The following is a 22257-nucleotide window of genomic DNA, read 5'->3' as shown; positions in this document are numbered from 1 at the left end:
GCAATACACCATGGACTTCAACCTGACAGAAGCACAACAGGCGTTCGGCGATGCAGTGAGCCGTTTCGCGCAGGATCGGCTCAAGGAAGGCGCGCTGCAACGTGCGCATCAACGCGGTTATCCGTTTGAAACAGCGCGTCAGTTGGCAGAGCAAGGCTTGCTCGGGATTACTGTGAGCGAGGAAGACGGCGGCCAGGGCGGCACGCTGATGGACGCTGTGATTGCGATCCAGCAAGTCGCGCTTGCATGCCCGCGTAGCGCCGATATCGTGCAGGCCGGCAACTTCGGGCCGATTCGCACCTTCATTGAATATGCAACCGCTGAGCAGAAAAATCGCTTTCTGCGCGATCTGTTGCTGGGCCGCAAAGTGATTTCGCTCGGCATGACCGAGCCGGGCGCGGGCTCCGCCGTCACGCAGTTGACGACGTCCGCACGCAAGGAAGGCGACGAGTATGTGATCAACGGCACCAAGATTTTCTCGACGCATAGCCCCGATGCCAGCCTGTTCCTGATCTACTGCCGCTTTGGTCCCGGTCTCGACAATATCGGCTCGGTACTGATCGAAAAAGGTACGCCGGGCTTGACGGTCGGCCAGCCATCGAGCTTTATGAGCGGCGAGGAATGGTCGCAGTTGTACATGGAAGAGTGCCGTATTCCCGCTGAAAACCTTTTGCTTGGGCCGGGTGGCTTCAAGAAGCAGATGTCGGGTTTCAACGTGGAGCGGATAGGCAACGCATCGCGTTCGCTTGCGCTCGGGCGCTATGCGTTTAACGCGGCGAAAGAGCACGCATCGATGCGCGAGCAGTTCGGCCGACTGTTGTGCGAATTTCAGGGCATTCAATGGAAATTTGCCGAGATGGCGATCAAGCTCGAAGCCGCGCAATTGCTGCTTTATCGTGCGGCGTCGGCGCCTGAAGGTACGTTGCCTTCTGCTTACGATACCGCGGTGGCAAAGTCGCATTGCAACCTGACCGGCTGGGAGGTCTCGAATGAAGCGCTGCAGGTGATGGGCGGCATGGGCTACAGTCAGGAGTCGCTGGTCGAATACTGCGTGCGGCGCACGCGCGGCTGGATGATTGCGGGCGGGTCGCTGGAAATCCTGAAGAACCGCATCGCGGAGTGCGTGTTCGAACGGCGCTTCGATCAACGGAAGTCATAAGTTCATCGGCAAGGGCAAGCAGACTATGACCATCGAATCTGCCCGCAACCGGCCGGCGCAGCACGCGGAACACGGCGAGCCGTTCGGCAAGTTCCCAGGCATACAAAGCAACAGCATCGACGACACGCGTCGCCGCGACACGTTAAGGCATGCATTGCTCGCGCCGCGCAGCATAGCGCTGATCGGCGCATCGGACGACGCGTCGAAAACCACCGGACGTCCGCTCCGTTTTCTGCGGCAAGCGGGCTATGAAGGCCGCGTGTATCCGGTTAACCCGAAGCGCGAAACGGTGATGGGCGAACGAGCGTGGCCGTCACTCGATGCGCTGCCCGAAACGCCCGATCACGCATACATCTTGACGCCGACCGATATGGCGCTCGATGCGCTCGAAGCCTGCGCGCAACGCGGTGTTCCGGTTGCGACGATTCTTGCCGCTGGGTTCTCCGAAACCGGTGCAGAAGGCGTGGCTCGCGAAGCGCGCGTCAGACAAATCGTCGCGCGCACAGGCATCCGCGTGCTTGGGCCGAGTTGTCTCGGCATGGTCAATCTGCACGAAAAATTGACGCTGACCGCTAACGCCGCTTTCGCAGAACCAGAGTTGCCCACTGGCGGCATCTTTGCGGTGTCGCATAGCGGCAGCATGATCGGCGCGTTGGTGTCGCGCGGCAAGGCACGCGGTATTGGCTTTGCGGGGCTCGTTTCAGTCGGCAATGAAGTGGACCTGAGCCTCGGTGAAATCTGCAGCGCGACGCTCGATGATCCGGGCATCACCGGCTACATGCTGTTTCTCGAAACGCTGCGGCATGCGGATGCATTGCGTCATTTTGCGTACGAAGCCGCGCAACGCGGCAAGCCGGTGATCGCGTATAAGCTCGGGCGTTCCGCTGCGGCTGCCGAGCTCGCGGTGTCGCACACCGGCGCGCTGGCAGGCGAAGACGACATCGCCGATGCCTTCCTGAAAGACTGCGGCATTGCTCGGGTGGGCACGCTGGAAGCGTTGTTTGAAGGTTTGCCGCTGCTCGCGAGCATGCCTGCGCCTCAGCCACGTATGCTGCCGGCAACTGCGGCGCCTGTAAAAATCAGCACGCACCGTAAAGCCGCTCCGCGCGTGGCCGTTGTCACAACCACAGGTGGCGGTGCCGCGATGGTTGTGGACCAGTTGGGCGTGCGCGGCGTCAGCGTCGAAGCGCCCTCGCCTGAAACACAGGTACGTCTCGCCGAAGCAGGCGTTGAAGCCGCACCAGGAAGAATCGTCGATCTGACCTTGGCCGGCGTGCGCTACGAAATCATGAGCGCTGCGCTTAAGGTGCTGCGCAGCGCGCCGGAATTCGATCTTGTCATTGCGGTGGCCGGCTCATCAGCACGCTTTAATCCGAACCTTGTCGTACGCCCAATCATCGACAGCGCGCGCGATAAGCACGACGACTGGTGCCCGCTTGCGTCGTTCATCGTGCCCGATGCGCCGGTCACACTCGCAGAACTTACAAGCGCTGGTGTGCCCTGTTTCCGCACGCCGGAAGCATGCGCCGATGCGGTCGAGGCGGCATTTGCGCGACGCGCGCCCGCACCACTTGCAGAACCCAGCGCGCGTGCAGCGACGCACGCGCTAACGCAAAGCGAAAGCGCCGAGGGACGCCTCCTCGACGAACTCGAAGCGTATGCACTGTTGCGCGATATCGGCCTGAACGCGCCGCGCTGCGTAACCCTCGACGCAACACAAGCGCATCTTCCATCGAGCTACGAAGACTCGCTCGATTACCCAGTCGCAGCGAAGATGCTATCGGCGGCGTTGCCGCACAAATCGGACGTCGGCGGCGTCGTACTGAACATCAACGACGACACGCAACTGCTCGACGCTGTGCAAACCATCAAACGGCAAGTAGCCGAAATCGGTGCAGACGTCCCCGTCGAACGCATTCTCGTGCAGCCGATGGTGAAAGGCATCGGCGAAGTGCTGCTCGGCTATCGCGTCGACCCACAAGTCGGCCCGATTGTGATGCTCGCGGCTGGCGGCGTGTTGACCGAGATTTACCGGGACCGTGCGTTGCGCATGGCGCCGATCGATCACGCCAGCGCACTCGATATGATCGACGAAGTACGCGCGCTGAAAGCGCTCAAGGGCTATCGCGGCAAACCGCGCGGTGACCTCGATGCGTTGGCCACTGCACTCGTCAGCCTTTCGCAACTGGCGCTAAAACCGGAATTGCGCGTGCTCGAAGCCGAGATCAATCCGCTGATGGTTCGCCCGCAAGGACAAGGCGTCGTCCCGGTAGATGCGTTGATCCGGCTTGCCTGACCAGGCCACCGCAATGTCGACCGCGACGACATCAATCGCCAACGTATGAGACGATGTAAGCCTCTGCAACACAACGAATCACACGCATGGCGGACCTCACTCCCCTCCCCGAATCGGTCTTGACGGAAGGCCGGGCGGCGCTCGCCCGCCTCGACGCGCTCGCAACGCATCACGATTACCGCGTCACGTGCGGCGCAAACGTGAAATGGCGCGCGTTCGGCAGCGGCAAACCTCTCGTGCTGGTGCACGGCGGCCACGGCAACTGGACGCACTGGGTGCGCAACATCGAAGCGCTCGCGGCATTTCGCGCAGTATGGGTGCCGGACCTGCCCGGCTACGGCGATTCCGACGCATTACCGCGCGACGCAGGCTTCGAAGATCTGATCGCAGCCACGCTCGAATCGCTCGACGGTCTTGTCGGCGCTTCGACTGAAGTCGATGTCACGGGGTTTTCTTTCGGTGGCGTAGTTGCATCGACACTGGCCAATCGCAGAGACGTAGGCTCGCTAGCGCTAGTCGGCAGCGCAGGACACGGCGGAAAACGCCGCCCGCAGCGCGAATTGCTGAACTGGAAAAAAGCCGAAGCAGACGACGAACGCCGCGCACTGTTCGACGCGAATCTAAAATCGTTCATGCTGTACGACCCGCGTCACGCGGATTCACTGGCGCTAACCGTGTACGAGCAAGCGTGTTTGCAAACGCGCTTTCGCAGCAAGGATGTGTCGCTCGCCAGCGATCTTGCCGTGCTGCTCAAGAGCGCCGATGTAAAGCCGTTGCTGCTTTGGGGCACACAAGACGTCACCTCGGCCGATCCGCAAAGCTTCTCGGACCTGCTGAACGCACAAGGCGTACAGCACAGCTTCGGACTGATACCCGACGCAGGCCACTGGGCGCAATTCGAAGCCGCCGATGAAGTGAACCGCAGGCTATGCGAATACTTCTCGCAGGCGTCACGTTAAGCCGTCAATCTCCAGCTGTGCTGTGACTTTTAGGAACACCGCTGTGCACGATTCGAAGTTGTAGCCACGCATCGAACCCAACAGAATGTACTGGACGGCCCAGGCATCCGGCCGTCGAGCGCGATCCGGCGTCAGACCGGCCGCGCCGCGCGCGCACCACGCGCCCATCCAAGTACAGGAGACGACGTGTCCTACCCAGAACTCACGGCCGATGCGGTGCGCGAGGCGCACCGCAATCATTTCATCCGTGCGCGCGTCGCCGGATGCGCGGGCCACGCGATCGAGTGGTTCGATTTCTCGATCTACGCCAATTTCGCGATCTTCTTCGGGGCACAGCTGTTTCCGTCCATCGACCAGACCTCGGCGCTACTCGCTGCGTTCGGCGTCTACGCAATCGGCTTCGTGATGCGCCCCGCCGGCGGCTGGCTGCTCGGTGTGTACGCAGATCGTCACGGACGGCGCGCGGCGCTCGCGTTATCGGTAACGATGATGTCGGTCGGTTCGCTGGTCATGGCGGTGCTGCCGACCTATGCGGCGATCGGCCTCGCCGCACCTGTGATCGCGACACTCGCCCGGCTACTGCAAGGGCTTTCGGTAGGCGGTGAATTCGCGGCCGCGTGCTCGTTCCTCGCTGAAACGGCGCCTAAGAACCGCCGCGGCTTTCACGGCAGCTTCCTGTTCTTCGGCACGGGCCTCGGCCTGATTTGCGCGTCCGGCATTACGTGGCTGCTTAGCCGCGTGCTCGACCATGCGCAAATGGTGTCCTTTGGTTGGCGCATTCCGTTTCTGCTCGGCGCGCTCGGCAGCCTGCTGGCGTTCTGGATCCGCATGCGCGTTGGCGAGACCGAAGCGTTTACTTCGGCACAACGCAAGCACAGCGCAACGCAGGCATCGCTGCGCGTGCTGTTCACGCAGTATGGGCGCCAGTTTTGGACGCTGATCGGCATCAGCATTCTCGGCGCGTTCAGCTTCTACCTGTTTATCGTCTACGTGCCGGTCTACGCAATTCATCGCAGCGGCGCGTCGCCATCGGTCGCGTACGCAGCCAGTACCGTAAGCCTGATCGTCTTCACCGCTGTGCAGCCATTGTTCGGCGCATTGTCCGACCGCTACGGACGCCGCCCGCAATTGATCGTGATGGCTGCCGCCTATGTGCTATTCCTGTACCCGGTTGTGCTTTCAACCGGCAGCACATTTTGGAGCATTCTGCCGGTCGAACTATTCGGCACGCTGTTTTACGCGCTTTTCACCGCGATCGCGCCGGCAGTGATGGCTGAACTATTCGGCACCGAAGTCCGTTCCATTGGCATCGGGCTACCGTTCAACCTGGTCGTCGCGCTGCTCGGCGGCACCACGCCGTACCTGATGACGTGGCTGCAAAGCCATGGCCACGAGCGCTGGTTCCTCGTGTACGTCTGCATCGGCTCGGCGATCAGTCTGATCACCTACGTGCTGATGAAGGAAACCGCGCACAACGCATTGCGCGATCACGCTGAGCACGTTGCCTGACTCCACTTTCCCGATGCACGCCTCACTACGCCATGATCCTTGACGAATTCGCACGCTATGTCGCCGACGAAGCTCGGCGCGATCTGTCGCAGCAAACCGGGCATGCCGCCAAGCGCGTGCTGATCGACTGGTTTTCTGCGCTGTTTCCCGGTACACGGGTCAGCCCTGCAACCAATCTGGTGCGCGCTCACGCCGCCGAACTCGGCGCCGGTACATCGAGCCTGCCGGGCTTTGCTACCACCGCGCATGCGGGCACCGCTGCATGGATCAACGGCAGCGCGTCACACGCAGTCGAATTCGACGACATCTTTCGCGATGCGGTCTATCACCCCGGTTGCCCAGTGATCGCCGCGGCACTCGCGCTCGCGGAACAACAGCACGCGTCGGGCGATGCGCTATTGAAAGCCATCACCGCCGGCTACGAAGTATCCACACGTATCGGCGCCGCGATTCAACCGGCGCACTACCGCTATTTCCATACCACCGGCACAGCAGGTTCGTTCGGCGCAGCCGCTGCAGGCGCGGCGCTGATGGACGCCGGCTCGCAACCGGTCGCGCTGCATGCGCTCGCAACGTCGGCAACCTTCGCATCGGGCTTGCAGCAGGCCTTCCGCTCGGACGCGATGACGAAGGCCCTGCACGCCGGCCACGCCGCCTGGGTCGGCGTGACGGCCGCGCAAGGCGCAGCGGCGGGCGTAACCGGTGTCGCCGATATGCTCGAAGGCGATGCCGGTTTCGGCGCAGCGCTATGCGGTTCGCCCGACTGGTCCGGCGTAACCGACGGACTCGGCGAACGCTATAACATCGAACGCATCACGCAAAAGAACCACGGCTGCTGCGGGCACACGTTCGCCGCTATCGATGCGGCGTTGGCACTGGTACAAGAGCACAAGATCACGGCAAGCGACATTCGGTCGATCACCGTTCGTGCGTATCAAGCTGCACTGGATGTCGCCGGCATTCGCGAGCCGCGTTCGGCCTTCGAAGCGAAATTCAGCCTGTACTACGTGCTTGCGCATGCGGTGCTCTACGGCGCAGTACGGCTCAACGCCTTTAGCGACGAACGTCTTGCAGACCAGCCATTGCGCGAGTTGATGAAGAAAGTGCACGTCGAAGCCGACCCCGAGTTGACCGCGCATTTCCCGCGCATGCGGGCCGCGCGCGTGACGATTGTGCTGGCAGACGGCACGTCGCTCGAACATTTCGCGCCGCACCGTCGCGGCGATCCCGAGGCGCCTTTGACCGATGCGGAGCTCGAAGACAAATTCATCGAGCTATCGGCGCCCGTGATCGGCGATGGCGAGGCGCACAAGCTGTTGACGGCGCTATGGCATATCGACAGCAGTACGCCTGCGGACTTGCATCTCGCCGCACTGCGTGCGCGCTAAACGAGGTCGCGCGACCTTCGACGCACATCCAGGATGACGTGACGCGGCACGTCGCGTCACCGCGTGATCCACATCATTTTGCGCACCGCAGCACCAAACGTGCTGCTGCGATTTTGCGTTTGTCATCTATCACCTTCGCGCAACGTTGTGCGACGATTGCGGCTTGGCTGCATCGTCATGCGTCGTGCCGGTCGCGCCAGGAGACAGCGACCAGCCGGCGAATCCGTGCTCGAATTCACAGGCTCACATCCATGCAAATAAAAACCTTACTGCCGAAGGTTCTCGCCACCGCACTGCTCAGCAGCGTCGCACTCACCGCCAGCGTACAAGCCGCCGAACTGCACGTGCTGACCTCAGGCGGTTTCACTGCCGCGTATCAAACCCTCGGCCCGAAATTCACCGCATCGACAGGCAACACGCTCGACACGATACTCGGCCCATCGATGGGTAAATCGAAAGAAGCGATTCCCAACCGCCTGGATCGCGGCGAGCCCGCCGATGTCGTGATCATGGTCGGCTACGCGCTCGACGATCTGATCAAGCAAGGCAAGGTCATCCCGAGCTCACGTGTCGAGCTCGCGGATTCGCGCATCGGCATGGTCGTCAAAGATGGCGCGCCAAAGCCCGATATCAGTTCAGTCGACGCGCTGCGGCAAACGCTGCTGCATGCGCATTCAATCGCGTATTCAGACAGTGCGAGCGGCGTCTACATCGAGCGTGAGCTATTCAACAAGCTCGGCATCGAAGACCAGGTGAAGGGCAAGGCGAAGATGATCGAGCGGATTCCGGTCGCATCCGTCGTGGCCAAAGGCGATTATGAAGTCGGCTTTCAGCAGGTCAGCGAACTGCTGCCGGTGAAAGGCGCGGCCTACGTCGGCAAGATTCCGGAATCGCTGCAGTCGACCACGCGTTACGCCGCCGGCATTCCGGTAGCCTCGCAACATCCGAAAGAGGCGAAGCAACTGCTCGACTATATGGCGTCACCGCAAGTGCAGCCCGAAGTGCAAGCGACCGGGCTCGATTCCGTCGCTGCGCATTGACGCAAACCTGATAGCCAGGCAGACACAGTCGACGCGCGCGGCGCGTTTCGGTCTGCCTGTGCTCAAAGACTCAAAGGCTCAAAGCACCTGCGCGGACTGCGGCGCCGGCCGCGCATGCCAGCGCACCACCAGCACACGCCCTGCATAACAAAGCAGACCGCACACGGCAATCACGACGCCCATCCCTTGCGGCGAGCCGTCATGCCACAGGCCGACCGCGAGGCTCGCCAGCGCGCCGAGCCCCAACTGCACTGCGCCGAACACGGCGGCGGCGGCACCCGCGTTGAGCGGATAACGATGCATCAGATCCGTCGTGCAATTGGCGGACAACAGCCCGACCACGCTCACCACAAAGAACAACCCGGCCACGATCGACCAGAGCCCGCCCCACCCCGTCAGACAAACAAGCGCGACGAATAGCGACGCAACGCAACTGACCGTCGCCGCGCCCACGATCATGCGCAACGGCCCATAGCGGCTGACAAGGCGCGTATTCAGAAAATTGCCGGCCATGATGCCGACGATATTCAGCCCGAACAGAAAGCCGTAATGCTGCGCGGAAACGTGAAAATATTCGATATACACGAACGGCGTCGCGGTGATATACGCGAACATCGCCGCGAACGCCATGCCGCCGCACAGCATCAGCCCCCATGCGACGGGGTCTTTCAGCAGCTTGCCGTATGCAGCGAACGATTGCAGCACCGCCGAATTCGCGCGCTTTTCGCGCGGCCAGGTTTCCGGCACGCGCAAAAACGCGGTAACCGCGCATATCGCACCGAACAACGTCAGCACGATAAACACGACACGCCAGCCGCCCAGCAGCAACAACTGCCCGCCGATCAGCGGCGCAAGCAGCGGACCAATCGACGTGACGATCGCGAGCATCGACAGCACGCGCGCGGCATCGGACGGTTCATGGGCATCGCGTGCAATGGCGCGCGCCAGCACCGACGCAGCACCCGCACCCAACGCCTGCACAAAACGAAACAGCACCAGTGAGCCGATCGAAAATGACGCGACGCACGCGAGGCTGGCCAGCGCATACATGACGATGCCGCCTAGCAGCACCGGCCGCCGCCCGTATGAATCCGACAACGGCCCATACAACAGCATGCCGATCGAAAAGCCGAACATGAAACTGGTGAGCGTGGTCTGCGCGGCACCTGCGCTAACACTGAAAGCTTGCGTGATCGACGGCAGGCTCGGCAGGTACATGTCGATCGAAATCGGCCCGCATGCGGCAAGCGCGCCGAGCAATAGAATCAGCCGGGCATCCGGACGGCCCCTGGTGACGTGCGACATGGAATTCCACAATGAAGCGGCCAATCCGCCGATGGATGGATGCGGATGCAACGAACCGCGTGTGACGATGCAACGGGTCCTTATTGTAGCCGACATGAAACTGTAAGCATGTTCGCTTCGCACCGAACGGCACATGGTGATCGGGTAAGCTGCCGACTGACATGAGGATCTGGGCGACGCCCGTTTTCGTCTGCTCGCTTCCGTTGCTTGACATTCGCTCACAAAAATCGCCATGACCGCATTTCTGCTGATCTGGAGCCCCAAAAAGTGGCCTTGGCCCGAGCTGCCCGACGTCGCGAAGCGAGTCGCCGCCGGTGAAGCGGTCTCGGATGTGTGGGGCTGCGGCGTCGCGCGCAGCATCCTGCCGGGCGACCGGGTGTTCGTCCATCGCGTGTCGCAGGAGCCCAAGGGACTGTTCGCATCCGGCTACGTGACGCGCGCACCGTACGAAGTGCCCGATGCGAACAGCAAACGCGGCTACCGGCTGTGCATCGATTTCGTCTACGACTGGCTGGTCGACGCGCATCACGAAGTGACGATTCCGCGCGACGCATTGCGCGTCCATCCGTTTTCAGTGCAGACATGGGATGCCCAAAGCTCGGGCACCTCGATCAAGCCGATGGCCGAAGGCGCGCTCGAAAAGCGCTGGAAGGAGCTCACACGCAAGCGCGAGCAACCGGCGACCAAAACCCGCCCGCAAGCTGGCCGCAGCAGCAGCTAAAAACGCGCCTGCCCCGTCCGCAGGCCGACTCCACGCGACTCCGGTACAATTTCGTCACCCCTTAGCCGGCGCGGCGCGCCCCGCAGCAGCAGACACCGCGCGCCGCCAGCCGGCTACAGCGCGCCTTCGGGCGCCTTCCCGTACCGCTTTATGACGCAGGTCCAAGCCATGTCCAGCAACCAAGCTCTCTTCGAACGCGCACAACGAACCATTCCCGGCGGCGTCAATTCGCCGGTGCGCGCGTTCCGATCGGTCGGCGGCACGCCGCGCTTTATCGAACGCGCACAAGGCGCGTACTTCTGGGACGCCGAAGGCAAGCAATATATCGATTACATCGGCTCGTGGGGCCCGATGATTGTCGGCCACGTGCATCCGGAAGTGCTCGAAGCGGTGCAGCGCGTGCTGGTCAACGGTTTCTCGTTCGGCGCGCCGACCGAAGCCGAAGTCGAAATTGCCGAAGAAATCTGCAAGCTGGTGCCGTCGATCGAACAGGTACGGATGGTGTCGAGCGGCACCGAAGCGACGATGAGCGCACTGCGCCTCGCGCGCGGCTTTACGAACCGCAGCCGCATCGTCAAGTTCGAGGGCTGCTACCACGGCCACGCGGACAGCCTGCTGGTCAAGGCGGGCTCGGGCCTGCTGACGTTCGGCAACCCGACTTCCGCGGGCGTGCCGGCGGATATCGCGAAGCACACCACGGTGCTCGAGTACAACAACGTCGCCGAGCTTGAAGAAGCGTTCAAGGCGTTCGGCAATGAGATCGCTTCGGTAATCGTCGAGCCGGTGGCGGGCAATATGAACCTCGTGCGCGCGACGCCCGAATTCCTCGGCGCGCTGCGCCGCCTGTGCAGCGAATACGGCGCAGTGTTGATTTTCGACGAAGTGATGTGCGGCTTCCGCGTCGCGTTGGGCGGCGCGCAGCAGGTGTACGGCATCAAGCCGGACCTCACGTGCCTGGGCAAGGTGATCGGCGGCGGCATGCCGGCCGCGGCGTTCGGTGGCCGGCGCGACATCATGGCGCATCTCGCGCCGCTCGGCGGCGTGTATCAGGCGGGCACGCTGTCCGGCAATCCGATTGCGGTGGCAGCGGGCCTGAAGACGCTGCAGCTGATTCAGGCACCGGGCTTCTACGAAGCGCTGACGCGCCAAACGGCACGGCTCGTGAACGGTCTCGTCGAAGCCGCGCGCGCAGCCAAGGTACCGTTTGCAGCGGATTCGATCGGCGGTATGTTCGGCCTGTACTTCGCTAGCGACGTGCCGCACAGCTTTGCTGAAATCTCGCGCTGCGACGTGCCGAGCTTCAACAAGTTCTTCCACAAGATGCTTGACGCAGGTGTCTACTTTGCGCCGTCCGCGTATGAAGCGGGCTTCGTGTCGAGCGTGCACGACGACGCCGTGATCGACGCGACGATCGAAGCAGCACGCGGTGCGTTCGCTTCATTGCACGCTTGAATCACCGTTGAATCGCCTTTAAGCAAGACAAGTTAATCGCCTTAAGCGAATCGACACGAAGCGACCGACGAGTCGCCGCCATTGAACGATTCGCCAACGCACGAACAGGAAGCCGATGTTCTCGCAAACTGATTTTGTCCATATGGAACGCGCGCTGGTGCTCGCCGCGCGCGGCATGTACACCACCGATCCGAACCCACGCGTCGGTTGCGTGCTGGTGAAGAACGGCGAAGTGATCGGCGAAGGCTTTACGCAGCCCGCCGGCCAGGACCACGCGGAAATCCGCGCGCTGAAGGATGCGCGTTCGCGCGGGCACGATATCAACGGCGCGACCGCCTATGTAACGCTTGAACCGTGCAGCCATTTCGGCCGCACGCCACCGTGCGCGAATGCGCTGATCGAAGCGAAAGTGGCGCGCGTGGTCGCCGCGATGGAAGACCCGAACCCGCTGGTGTCCGGCCGTGGTCTGGGGATGTTGCGCGATGCCGGCATCGAAGTGCGCTGCGAACTGCTTGCGAACGAGGCGCGCGAATTGAATATCGGCTTCGTGTCGCGCATGACGCGCGGCCGCCCCTGGGTGCGCATGAAAGTGGCCGCGACGCTCGATGGCCGCACGGGTCTGCCGTCTGGCGAGAGCAAATGGATTACCGGCGAAGCCGCGCGCGCGGATGGCCATGCATGGCGCGCCCGCGCATCGGCGATCCTGACCGGCATCGGCACGGTGCGTGAAGACAATCCGCGTATGACGGTTCGCGAAGTCGATACGCCGCGCCAGCCTAAGCGCGTGCTGATCGATAGCAGGCTCGACGTGTTGCCCGAAGCGCACATTCTGGCCGGCGCGCCGACGCTGATTTTCTGCGGCAACTTCAACGAGCAACTCGAACAGCGCGCCGTTGCGCTGCGTGATCATGGTGCAGAGATCGTGCCGCTCGCCAATGAGAACGGCAAGGTCGATTTGCCTGCGGTGCTAAAAGAACTCGCCAAACGCAACGTGAACGAACTGCATGTCGAAGCCGGCAACAAGCTGAATGGCTCGCTGCTGCGCGAAGGTTGCGTCGACGAGCTGCTGGTTTATCTTGCCCCTGGCCTGCTAGGCTCGAACTCGATGAGTATGTTCGACATCGCGGCGCCGGGCACGCTCGAGGAGCGTCTGCATCTGGAGTATCAATCGGTCGACCGGATCGGCAGCGATCTGCGCATCGTCGCGCGGCTTGTTCCGCCGCCTCCGTCGCATTGAACAGGAAATCAGAATGTTTACTGGAATCGTCGCGGCCGTGGGCCGCATTGCATCGATCAAGCCGCTGGGTAGTGAGCCGGAAGCGGGTGTGCGTCTTGGCGTCGAAGCCGGCGGCCTCGACCTCGAAGACGTGCAGCTAGGCGACAGCATCTCGATTCAGGGTGCCTGCATGACCGTGATTGAGAAGACGGCGACGTCGTTTGATGTGGACGTGTCGCGTGAGAGTTTGAATCACACCGCAGGACTCACGCAGGTTGGCGAGGTGAATCTGGAGAAGGCGCTGCGCGCGCATGACCGGCTGGGCGGACATATCGTGTCCGGGCATGTGGATGGGCTCGGTACGGTGACGCACTTTGCGCCGGTTGGTGAGTCGCATGAGCTGCGTGTGCTTGCGCCTAAGGATATTGGCCGGTATCTCGCATACAAAGGCTCGATCACCGTGAACGGCGTAAGCCTTACAGTGAACTCGGTAAAAGACCGCGACGATGGCTGCGAGTTTTCGATCAACCTGATTCCCCATACCGTGCAGGTGACGACACTGCGCCATCTGAAAGCAGGCTCACAGGTCAATCTCGAGATCGATCTGATTGCGCGGTATGTGGAGCGGATGCTCAGTGCGTCTCAGGATAGCGACAAGCCTTTGCAGTAGTTTTTAGCACTTCGCCGCATGCGGACAGGGACTACGACTTTGCCCGCTGCAGTCAACACCTGAAACAGCGAGGGATCACTGCGCGCATTGCCCGGCGCGCAGTGGAAAGCGCGTGGGCGAATAGCGCATACCTGAACAGGCGCTATCTCGGTGGATTGGACTAACCGCCGATCGTAGCCGCGCGCGGCCGCATTGTGCCTGTCATTGGCACACGCTGATCGGGCAGATTGTCAGTCGTGGCCGCACGCGTTCTGGGCGGAATATTCACCACAGCGACGACCCTGTTGTGCAGCTGCCCGCCGGAGAACGGGTGAACGACCCTTGTTACATTGGGGCGAAGGATCCGCTCGGTGGTCGTTTCTTGGCGCCCACCAATAGCGACTGACTGATAGATCGTCCACGCCATCGCCGACGTCTTCCTGCAAATAAAGAAGATACCTGTCGCCGGAGCGATAATATCGGGGGTCCAGTAATCGTTGATGTTCTGCGCCGGATCGCCACGCGTGCGCTTATCGGCGTTGATGCTTTGCAGATGCTGAAAACCTTGTGCCGCGTAGGTCGCGTCGACGGCATACATGCCGTTATTGTCGTGGCAGAACTTGATAAGCCCGCGGACAGGATTGACGTAAATCCGTAGCGAACAACCATTCATGCCTGCAGTCAGCGCCGTAGCGCCCACGGCCACGTCATAGTCGACGTCGCATTCACCCACCCCCTTCTCGATGTACGGATACCAGTACGTTTTTCCGTCGCCATCACCCGGTCTAACCGTTAGAGCCGCGACCGCGGTACCCGGCGTATATTCGACTGCCACAGTTCGATTTTTATCGCCCCCATTGGTCCCCACCGCATCAACATGACGGCCACCTTCAACTATACAAAGACCACCGCGATTCGACGAGCCTAGCTGCCGGAAGACCAGCGACCGTTGGTTAAGCACGGCACCCGGCTCGACTCCGAAAGTCCGCCAGTGATGTTGGTTCATTTCCTCTTCGCTCGGCATATCGATTCCTTATCTAAAGCGGCAGCGTTTCACGGTTGATGTTGATGAATGGGGCGTAGGTCAACGCGACGACGCTCTCTGGGTACCGGTTCCCATCGGAGATGGCACACACATATGGAACACCCGCATCGCATCTGTTATTCCATCAACCGGTGGAAGTTAGCGAAGCGACACCTCGTCGCGGATGCCCGGGACGTTCCCCTGACGATCACGATCATCAGTTCCAACCGGCTCCAACCGGCTCCAACCGGCATGATTCGATGGCATTCGAGCGCACGCTTGATGCGGTACCTGCAGTACCGGGGCCTGAGCGGTCAGCCCCGCAAAATCCCGGACAAACTGCCTGACTCTGCGCAAAAGCGGCGCATGCTAGTCAAATCAGATTTAAATTACATGACAAAGACCCAGTATTGAAACACTGCCGGCAATTTAATCAGCCGCAATACATCAGACCCCATCGAACCTTATCGGTGGTGGTTCTGCAGTCTCAAAGACGACAATACGTATCGCTAAAGAAAAAACCGCGGCGTAATAACAGGTAATAGCCCTTCACTCAACCTGTCACTCGCCCGACATACGGCAATGTCTTAATTCGGCACCGACAGCATTTCGACGGCTTTGTAACGCCGGGAATCGCCATTTCTACTCACACCCCCGACTTAAAGACAGGTTCACAATGGATCGCCGTAAATTCATCAAGTTGAGCGGTTTCATGACCGTTTCCGTCGCAAGCACCACGCTATTGAGCGCATGCGGTGGCAGCGACAGCCCGGCTTCGAACAACAGTAGCGGCGCGCCGGCAAGCGCTGGCCCCGTTGCGTTCGCCCAAGGCGTCGCATCCGGCGACCCGCAGCCGGATAGCGTCGTCCTGTGGACGCGCGTGTCGGGTGGCGATGGCATCAACCCGATCAACGTCGCAGTGCAAGTGTCGACCACGGCCGATTTCTCGTCGCTGGTGCTCAATACCACGGTCGCAGCAAGCCCGGATTGGGACTACACGCTGCGCCATCAGGTCACCGGCCTTAGCGCGAATACGATCTACTACTACCGCTTCAGCGCCGGTGGCGTCAGCAGCATGGCGGGCCGCACGTGGACACTTCCGGCCGCGGGCCAAGCCCTTGCGCAACTGAAGTTCGCCGTGGTTTCGTGCCAGGACTGGAGCGTAAATCACTGGGCAGCATTCGACGCGATTCAAAACGAAGACATCAACTTCATCGTGCACGTGGGCAACTACGTGTATGAGCAACTCAACATCACGCTCCCGATCACGCCCGCGCACGATCCGCAGCACCCTGCTTTCACGCTGCCCAACGGTACCGCGCTGCCCGATGGTTCGGTCTACGCGACCACGCTGGCTGACTATCGCACGCTGTACATGACCTATCGCAGCGACCCGCGCCTGCAGGCACTGCACGCGAACTGGCCGATGATCGCGATCTGGAACGACCACGAGTTCTCGAGCGATGGCTGGCAGGATCACGAGACCTACACGTCCGCTGAAGCCGAGCAGACCGCTCGCCGCCGCAGCGCCAATCAGGCATGGTTCGAATTCATGCCGACCAACGTGACGTTCACGGCTGCCAATACTTCGTTCCAGAACATCCAGATCTATCGCTCGTTCAGCTTCGGCAATCTGGCCACGCTGGTGATGACCGATGAACGTTTGTATCGTGCGGCTCACGAAGTTGCAGAAACGGTGTCGGGCAACCCGGTTGGCAGCCGTTACTTCGTTCCGAAGGCTACGGTGGCCGCTGCCGAGCAGGCACGACTGAGCGCCAGCAGCAATGCGCTGACGCCCGTGTCGATGCTCGGCGATACGCAGCGCCAGTGGTGGCAGACACAGATGAGCACAGCCGCCACCACGTGGAAATTGTGGGGCAACGACGTATCCCTGCTGCGCATGCAGGTGGACATGTTTGCGGCCCTCACGGACACGCTCACTCAGGCCGTGCTGCAAACCACCAGCGGTTTGACGCCCTTCGAAGCGCAGTTCCACACTGCGATCCAGGCGGATTTGACCGCCGCCGTAGCCGGCAATCTGATACCCGCGCCGTTCTCCAATCTGAATACGTTCGCGTTGGGCCTCGGTTTTCCCGCGGCGGACGTCAACGAGACCATCGCCGCCCTGAATGCGTTGCTGCCGCCGTATTCGACGCTGACCACGATGCTGATGAACGCCGACCAATGGGATGGCTACAACGCTGAGCGCCTCAGCCTGATGAGCTTCCTGGCAACCAACAGCATCAACAACGTAGTGGCGCTGACCGGCGACCTCAATGCGTTTGCCGCCGGCACGGTGATGAACGATTTCGATGCCGCCACGCCGACGCCCGTCATGGTCGATCTGGTGACCGCCGGCATTTCGAGCACCTCGCTGTTCACCTCTTACGTGGCCTTCGTCAACAATCCCGCCAACGATATGGGATGGCTGAGCAAGGCAGCGCCTACGACCGGCCCCAATGCCCTCGATACGACGCTGACATCGAACAACAGCTGGCTGACGTACGCGGATACCAACGCGCAGGGCTATAGCGTGATTACGCTCACGCCGAGCTTGCTGACGTGCAACTTCCGCAAGGTCGCTCCCGTCAGCCCGACTGGCGTGGTTCCCACGGCCGCCACTGCGGTGGCCAGCACCCAGGTGGTAACGGTGACGGCAAATACGGCCGCGGTCACGGTGGTACCGGCGTAATCGTACGGATAGGCAGGTAAGCTGATGGCCCGGGAGGAAGTACTGTCCCGGGCCATTTCCGTTTACCTCGCGTCGTTCGCCCCCGCAATGCCAACGTTGCTTCGACGTACAGCGAGCGCTCTCTCAAGGCATTTACAGATCGAGCGCCTGAACCTTAAGCACGAGGTCGACAACCGAGCGCGCGGCCATCTTGGCCATCGCATGCTTGCGATGAATCTTTACGGTGATTTCGCTAAGGTCCAACTCCTTCGCAATCTGTTTGTTCATCAGCCCGATGACCACATATGACAGCACTTCGCGCTCACGTCGGGTGAGCGATTCGTATCGCTCGCGCAGGTCTTTCCGGTTGCGTTCAGCGCGCCGACGTGTACGGTCGCGTTCGATCGCCTGCGCGACCGCGTCGAGCATGTCCTGATCGCGAAACGGCTTTGCAAAGAAATCGACCGCCCCAGCCTTCATTGCCTTTACCGTCATTTCGACATCGCCATGGGCGGTCATAAATACGATCGGAAGCGGGCTTTCCGTTCTCATGACCTGGCTTTGCAGGTTCAGGCCACTTTGCCCCTGGAAGCGCACATCGAGCACAAGGCAACCGCACGCATCGATTCGATCGAAGCGGACGAACTCTTCCGGCGACGCAAATGTCTGCACCCGCAAGCCTACCGACCGGAACAGACTGCCAAGCGCGTTGCGCAACGTGAGGTCGTCGTCGACCACATAGACGACGGGCTGACTTTCTTCGAAGTCCTCCTCGTCAAGAGTGATCCGGCTGCGTGTCATGTCAATGTCTCCCGATCTTTGCAGAGTAGTCTGCTATCGCTCAGCAGCGATCCAGCTTGCATCGCCCCCGCCATCAGATGGCGAAGCCGCCGCCGTGCACGCGCAAGGCGCGACATGACGGTACCGCACGGAATGCCCAGTTGCGTTGCAACGCATTCATAAGTCATGCACTCCACGCCGATCATCAGCACGACGTCACGCTGATCGGCGGGCAGAAGCTGCAGCGCGTACTGCAGGTCCAGCAGGTCCGTAAAATGCGACTCGCTGATCGCGCCAGATAGCTCTCCGTGCCAGTCCTCATCGTCGAACGAACTAAAACATATGCGGCTGGTACGCTTCACATCGTTGATAAACGTGTTGTACATGATGGTGAACAACCATTTGCGCAGGTCTGTTCCAGGCTCGAATGAATTTGCATAGCGCAGTGCCCGTTCGGCGGTGTCCTGGACCAGGTCGTCCGCACGGTCGCGGCAGCGGATCAGCTTTCTCGCGTATCGCCGCAGATTCGGCAGGTGCAATGGAATATCGTCGATCGTGCTAAAGGTGGGGGTTGATCGCTGGCTTGACATCGACATCGTGGATCGCATCACTCAAACGTGGACAGGTTCATGAGCATGTGTGCCGCCGCTCCTGAGTCCGTCAGCGTACTGGTTCAGACGACCTTTACCAATGCTCCGCGGGGATGCAGGGTTGTTCCACCTACATGTGTGGACTTAACCCATTGGTATCGATTTTCGGGAACGTGGATGAGTGTCGAAGACGAGAGAATCATCTTCGGCAACAGCGGCCGCCGCGCTGCGGGCCTGCTAAGCAGATCCTTCGAATGTAGCGAACCTCAACAGAGTCGCCGTTGACGGCGATCAGCGCATCAGCGGGCGCCGCGCTGCGCTGGCTCGAACGGGACCGGCCGGATGTCGGCGAAGCGTGCGCAATGATGCGTAGTATCGTCAGCGATAGTGCGCGAACTCGCGAAGTAGTACGTACGCTGCGTGCGCTGGTCAAAAAAACACCGCCGGCTTTTGCATGTTTCGACATCAACGCTGCGATTCGAGAGGTCGTCGCGCTGACAGGTGGCGAAATGCGCGAGCACGGTATCGAATTCGACGAACGCGTGATCTCGCCGATGCTGCTTGCGCGCGGAGACCGCGTGCAGATACAGCAGGTCGTGCTCAATCTCGTCGTCAATGCGATCGAGGCGATGGCGGAAGTCGCCCAGCGGCCCCGGGTGCTTACCGTGTTGTCCGGCGAAGTGTCGAACGACACAGTGTTTGTCGAGATCGCAGACACCGGGCCGGGTCTTACGCCGGCGATCGTCTCGCGACTCTTCGAACCCTTCGTGACAACGAAGGAGCAAGGGCTTGGAATGGGCCTGTCGATCTGCCGTGCGATCGTCGCCGCGCACGGCGGCCAACTCGTCGTACTGCAACGCGCGGATCAGCGCGGTGCGACATTCCGCTTCTGTTTGCCTCGAAGCGCGGGAACCGCTCTGGCTGACCTCGTGCACGATCGATGCCACCAGTTCGCCCATCGTCGTCAGCCGGCTCACGCGCGCAAGTTCCTGTTGCGCATCGCGTAGCGCATTGACCGCGTGTTCGCGCCGCCGGGTCTCTTCGACCAGATCCGCATATAGCTGGGCGTTTTCAACGGAGATCGCTGCTTGCGAAGCCAACACCCTGAGAACTTCGGCGCAATAGTCCAACGAGCTGTTCATATCCGATGAAAGGGGTCAACCGGTTCGCCGTGCCAATCCAGGGAGCCCGCACTCACGACGCGCGTCTGCGCCATTGCTGCCTATGATTCGGTTAACCCATTCACTGGCTGTTTCATCCCCGATGGCAAAAATTTCGTAAGCCGACGTATGGCTTTCGGCGATAGGATCAAGAAGTGGTCTGCGCTGCCGGATTCACGACGAGCGTGTCGGCGATGCGCGCGGATGGTCGACGAACACGACGTGAACCACCAGGGTACGCTCCCCTGACGCCGGTTCGTCAACGCGAGGGATCTACGACGCCGGCCCTTGAACTTGTATCGGTGCGCCAGCTTTTCCTGAAACTTGCGGTGCAATGACCAGGTAGCGGCGCCGGTTATCCGGCGTACCTGCATCGGACGTGATCACCTGCCTGATTTGACCGAGTGCATTGACGATTGCCGAGCCGGCCGGATTCGTCATGAAGTTCGTCAAAGCTTCGATATTGCCGCTACCGTCTGCATGATCGGCAAGCCCAAGCACATACGGCGATTTCGGCGTGAGTCCCGTCACCGATGCCTGCAGCACCTGCAACAGCCCTTGATCGAAAAGCGCGACGCTAGTGGGCGCATTCGCGGCATCGGCCGACGTCGCCCCGATGGCCATCATCGTCAAATGAGCGGTCTGCCCGGCGACGCCCAGTTGCTGCAGATTCTGCGTACGGTCGCCGCCAGCGTCTTGCGGCACCGCGTTCGGCACATACGTGACGGCCTGCGGTGCCTGCCCGATCGGCACGGTCGCGATGACCTTGTTGGTGAGCGTATCGATCGCAGTCATCGCGTCGGCATTCTCGAGGCCCACATACACCCGCGTACCGTCGCCCGACGGCCAGATGCCATGCGGCAAATTGCCCACCGGAATTGTCGCGACCTGCGAGAAATCGCTGGTGCGAAACACCTTCACCAGATTCAGGCCGCCCACCGTCACATAAGCGAATGTGCCGTTCGTGTTGTGCACGATATTCACGTGGTTAGTGATCGGACCGGTGTCGAGCGTCGCAAGCAGTTTGAACGGCGGCCGCGCATCGAACACCTGGGTCTTGCCCGTGTCCTTTAGCGTGAACCAGACCTGCTTGCCATCCGGCGTCGCCGCGATATTCGGGCAGAACGGGCTCGCCTGCGTGACCTTGCCGACAATCTTGTGATCGGCAACCGACACGACATCGGTCTCCGGATTGAACGATGAACAGATGTAGCCGTATTTGCCGTCCGGCGAGAAAATCTGCATGCCCGGGCCGGCCGGCACAATGATGCGTGACTTCTCCTCGTATGTTTTACCGTCGAGCACCGCGATATAGTTTTCGCCACGCACGGTCACCCACACCTCTTTGCCGTTCGGTGTGAAAAACGCTTCGTGCGGCGCACGTCCGACATACGTGATGTGCTTCACCGCGTTAGTTGCGGTATCGATAAAAGCAACCGAGTTCGAACCGATCGACACCACCGCGATCGTCTTGTGATCAGGTGAGAAACCCATGCCGTGTACCAGCAACTGGCCGCGATAGAGCGGGCTGAAGTTGCCGGGTGTCGGGTCGCCCAGGCGGATCACGCCGAGCAGTGTGTTATCGGCTGGGTCGGTTACCGATACCGTATTCGAAAACTGCTCGGCCGCATAGACACGATCGTGGTGGCTTACGGGAATATCGGGCGCGGACGCCGCCGCCGGCGCCTGCCCCGCGTAGGCGATGCGCGCGGTCGCCATAGCGGCAAACATCAGCGCGCCGATGAAAATTCTGGTGTGTCTCATTGAGGGTCCTTGTTATGGTTCATTGGCATCGACATGTTCATCGGCATCGCGTCAGCGGACTTTCCGTGTGACTGCGCCGAAGATCCGGGCGACGCAGCAAGCGGCGTTTGCTGGTCGGGTGCCGCCTCCGGCGCAGGCAGCGGCAAGCCGAGGGCGATCCGCATTGCAAGGATCTCCTGCTGTTGCTCGACGATGATTTCCTGAGCGATACGGCGTAGTTGTTCGTTATGTCCGTAGCGCAACTCCGCCTGTGCCATATCGATTGCGCCCTGGTGATGAGGCGCCATCATTCCTACGAAATCGCGGTCGATGTCGCCGGATGGTTTGATGGCCATGCCGTCCATCATTTTTGTCATCGCCGTATCGTTCTCGGCGAGGAACGGTTGTTCAGTTGCACTGCTGGCGCTGGTCGTTGCGGGCGGCGAAGCGAGCAAGCGTGCAGGCGCGGCGATTGAGCTGACCGCTAGCGCAAGAAGCGCTGCATTCAATCGCATGGAAGCGGTAAAGCGACTCATCTTTGACTTCCCTCGTTTACGTTCTGCCGGGTCACTGAAAGGCCGGCACGGCAGTCGTG

At 61.1% G+C, this 22257-nt stretch carries 18 protein-coding genes; 12 read left to right on the top strand and 6 right to left on the bottom strand.

Going from position 1 to position 22257, the window contains the following annotated elements; all coding sequences use genetic code 11:
- Positions 1–10 precede the first annotated feature (10 nt).
- The 6 genes from ACYVNQ_RS30350 (at position 11) to ACYVNQ_RS30325 (ending at position 8351) form a co-directional block, all read left to right on the top strand.
- Positions 11–1159 carry an acyl-CoA dehydrogenase family protein gene (locus tag ACYVNQ_RS30350; RefSeq protein ID WP_460907949.1) on the top strand — a complete coding sequence of 383 codons (1149 nt, stop codon included), beginning with the start codon at positions 11–13 and terminating at the stop codon, positions 1157–1159.
- Between the two features lie 25 nt (positions 1160–1184).
- Positions 1185–3455 (top strand): acetate--CoA ligase family protein, encoded by a 2271-nt coding sequence (locus tag ACYVNQ_RS30345; RefSeq protein WP_460907947.1) that lies wholly within the window; start codon positions 1185–1187, stop codon positions 3453–3455.
- Positions 3456–3541: 86 nt separating this feature from the next.
- Positions 3542–4414, top strand: coding sequence for an alpha/beta fold hydrolase (locus ACYVNQ_RS30340; protein ID WP_460907945.1), 873 nt, complete (start codon positions 3542–3544; stop codon positions 4412–4414).
- A 186-nt stretch (positions 4415–4600) separates the two neighbouring features.
- Positions 4601–5923: an MFS transporter gene (locus tag ACYVNQ_RS30335; protein ID WP_460907942.1), complete on the top strand. Its 1323-nt coding sequence runs from the start codon at positions 4601–4603 to the stop codon at positions 5921–5923.
- A gap of 32 nt (positions 5924–5955) precedes the next feature.
- Positions 5956–7311, top strand: coding sequence for an MmgE/PrpD family protein (locus ACYVNQ_RS30330; RefSeq protein ID WP_460907940.1), 1356 nt, complete (start codon positions 5956–5958; stop codon positions 7309–7311).
- Positions 7312–7568: 257 nt separating this feature from the next.
- On the top strand, positions 7569–8351 hold the full coding sequence (locus ACYVNQ_RS30325) for a substrate-binding domain-containing protein (RefSeq protein ID WP_460908496.1): 783 nt from the start codon (positions 7569–7571) through the stop codon (positions 8349–8351).
- Between the two features lie 78 nt (positions 8352–8429).
- On the opposite strand, the gene ACYVNQ_RS30320 is transcribed toward ACYVNQ_RS30325, so the two are convergent.
- Positions 8430–9656: a Bcr/CflA family multidrug efflux MFS transporter gene (locus ACYVNQ_RS30320; protein ID WP_460907938.1), complete on the bottom strand. Its 1227-nt coding sequence runs from the start codon at positions 9654–9656 to the stop codon at positions 8430–8432.
- Between the two features lie 232 nt (positions 9657–9888).
- On the opposite strand from ACYVNQ_RS30320, the gene ACYVNQ_RS30315 reads away from it, so the two are divergent.
- From ACYVNQ_RS30315 to ACYVNQ_RS30300, 4 genes are all read left to right on the top strand, one after another.
- On the top strand, positions 9889–10377 hold the full coding sequence (locus ACYVNQ_RS30315; protein ID WP_460907936.1) for a hypothetical protein: 489 nt from the start codon (positions 9889–9891) through the stop codon (positions 10375–10377).
- A 168-nt stretch (positions 10378–10545) separates the two neighbouring features.
- Positions 10546–11829 carry a glutamate-1-semialdehyde 2,1-aminomutase gene (hemL, locus tag ACYVNQ_RS30310; protein ID WP_460907934.1) on the top strand — a complete coding sequence of 428 codons (1284 nt, stop codon included), beginning with the start codon at positions 10546–10548 and terminating at the stop codon, positions 11827–11829.
- Positions 11830–11944: 115 nt separating this feature from the next.
- The gene (gene ribD, locus ACYVNQ_RS30305) at positions 11945–13066 is read left to right on the top strand and encodes a bifunctional diaminohydroxyphosphoribosylaminopyrimidine deaminase/5-amino-6-(5-phosphoribosylamino)uracil reductase RibD (RefSeq protein ID WP_460907932.1); all 1122 of its coding nucleotides are present in this window, start codon (positions 11945–11947) and stop codon (positions 13064–13066) included.
- Positions 13067–13079: 13 nt separating this feature from the next.
- Complete coding sequence (locus tag ACYVNQ_RS30300) at positions 13080–13715, top strand: riboflavin synthase (RefSeq protein ID WP_460907930.1); 636 nt, start codon at positions 13080–13082, stop codon at positions 13713–13715.
- A gap of 160 nt (positions 13716–13875) precedes the next feature.
- Here the strand turns inward: ACYVNQ_RS30300 and ACYVNQ_RS30295 are convergent, their stop codons facing one another.
- On the bottom strand, positions 13876–14718 hold the full coding sequence (locus ACYVNQ_RS30295; protein ID WP_460907928.1) for a hypothetical protein: 843 nt from the start codon (positions 14716–14718) through the stop codon (positions 13876–13878).
- A gap of 712 nt (positions 14719–15430) precedes the next feature.
- Here ACYVNQ_RS30295 and ACYVNQ_RS30290 point away from each other — a divergent pair.
- Positions 15431–17410 carry an alkaline phosphatase D family protein gene (locus ACYVNQ_RS30290; protein WP_460907926.1) on the top strand — a complete coding sequence of 660 codons (1980 nt, stop codon included), beginning with the start codon at positions 15431–15433 and terminating at the stop codon, positions 17408–17410.
- 132 nt (positions 17411–17542) lie between these two features.
- On the opposite strand, the gene ACYVNQ_RS30285 is transcribed toward ACYVNQ_RS30290, so the two are convergent.
- Positions 17543–18190, bottom strand: coding sequence for a response regulator transcription factor (locus ACYVNQ_RS30285; protein WP_460907924.1), 648 nt, complete (start codon positions 18188–18190; stop codon positions 17543–17545).
- Entirely contained in the window at positions 18187–18759 is a 573-nt protein-coding gene (locus ACYVNQ_RS30280; protein ID WP_460908494.1) for a sigma-70 family RNA polymerase sigma factor, read from the bottom strand. Before ACYVNQ_RS30280 ends, ACYVNQ_RS30285 begins: the two co-directional genes overlap by 4 nt.
- A gap of 362 nt (positions 18760–19121) precedes the next feature.
- Between ACYVNQ_RS30280 and ACYVNQ_RS30275 the strand changes: the two genes are divergently transcribed.
- Positions 19122–19766 carry a sensor histidine kinase gene (locus ACYVNQ_RS30275; RefSeq protein ID WP_460908492.1) on the top strand — a complete coding sequence of 215 codons (645 nt, stop codon included), beginning with the start codon at positions 19122–19124 and terminating at the stop codon, positions 19764–19766.
- A gap of 426 nt (positions 19767–20192) precedes the next feature.
- On the opposite strand, the gene ACYVNQ_RS30270 is transcribed toward ACYVNQ_RS30275, so the two are convergent.
- A complete protein-coding gene (locus ACYVNQ_RS30270; protein WP_460907922.1) occupies positions 20193–21683 on the bottom strand; it encodes a YncE family protein in 1491 nt (496 codons plus the stop codon).
- Complete coding sequence (locus tag ACYVNQ_RS30265; RefSeq protein ID WP_460907920.1) at positions 21680–22198, bottom strand: DUF305 domain-containing protein; 519 nt, start codon at positions 22196–22198, stop codon at positions 21680–21682. The genes ACYVNQ_RS30270 and ACYVNQ_RS30265 overlap by 4 nt, the downstream gene beginning before the upstream one ends.
- Positions 22199–22257: the final 59 nt, after the last annotated feature.

It is taken from the genome of Paraburkholderia jirisanensis (assembly GCF_054782355.1).
This window is presented reverse-complemented; position numbering and strand designations above follow the sequence as displayed.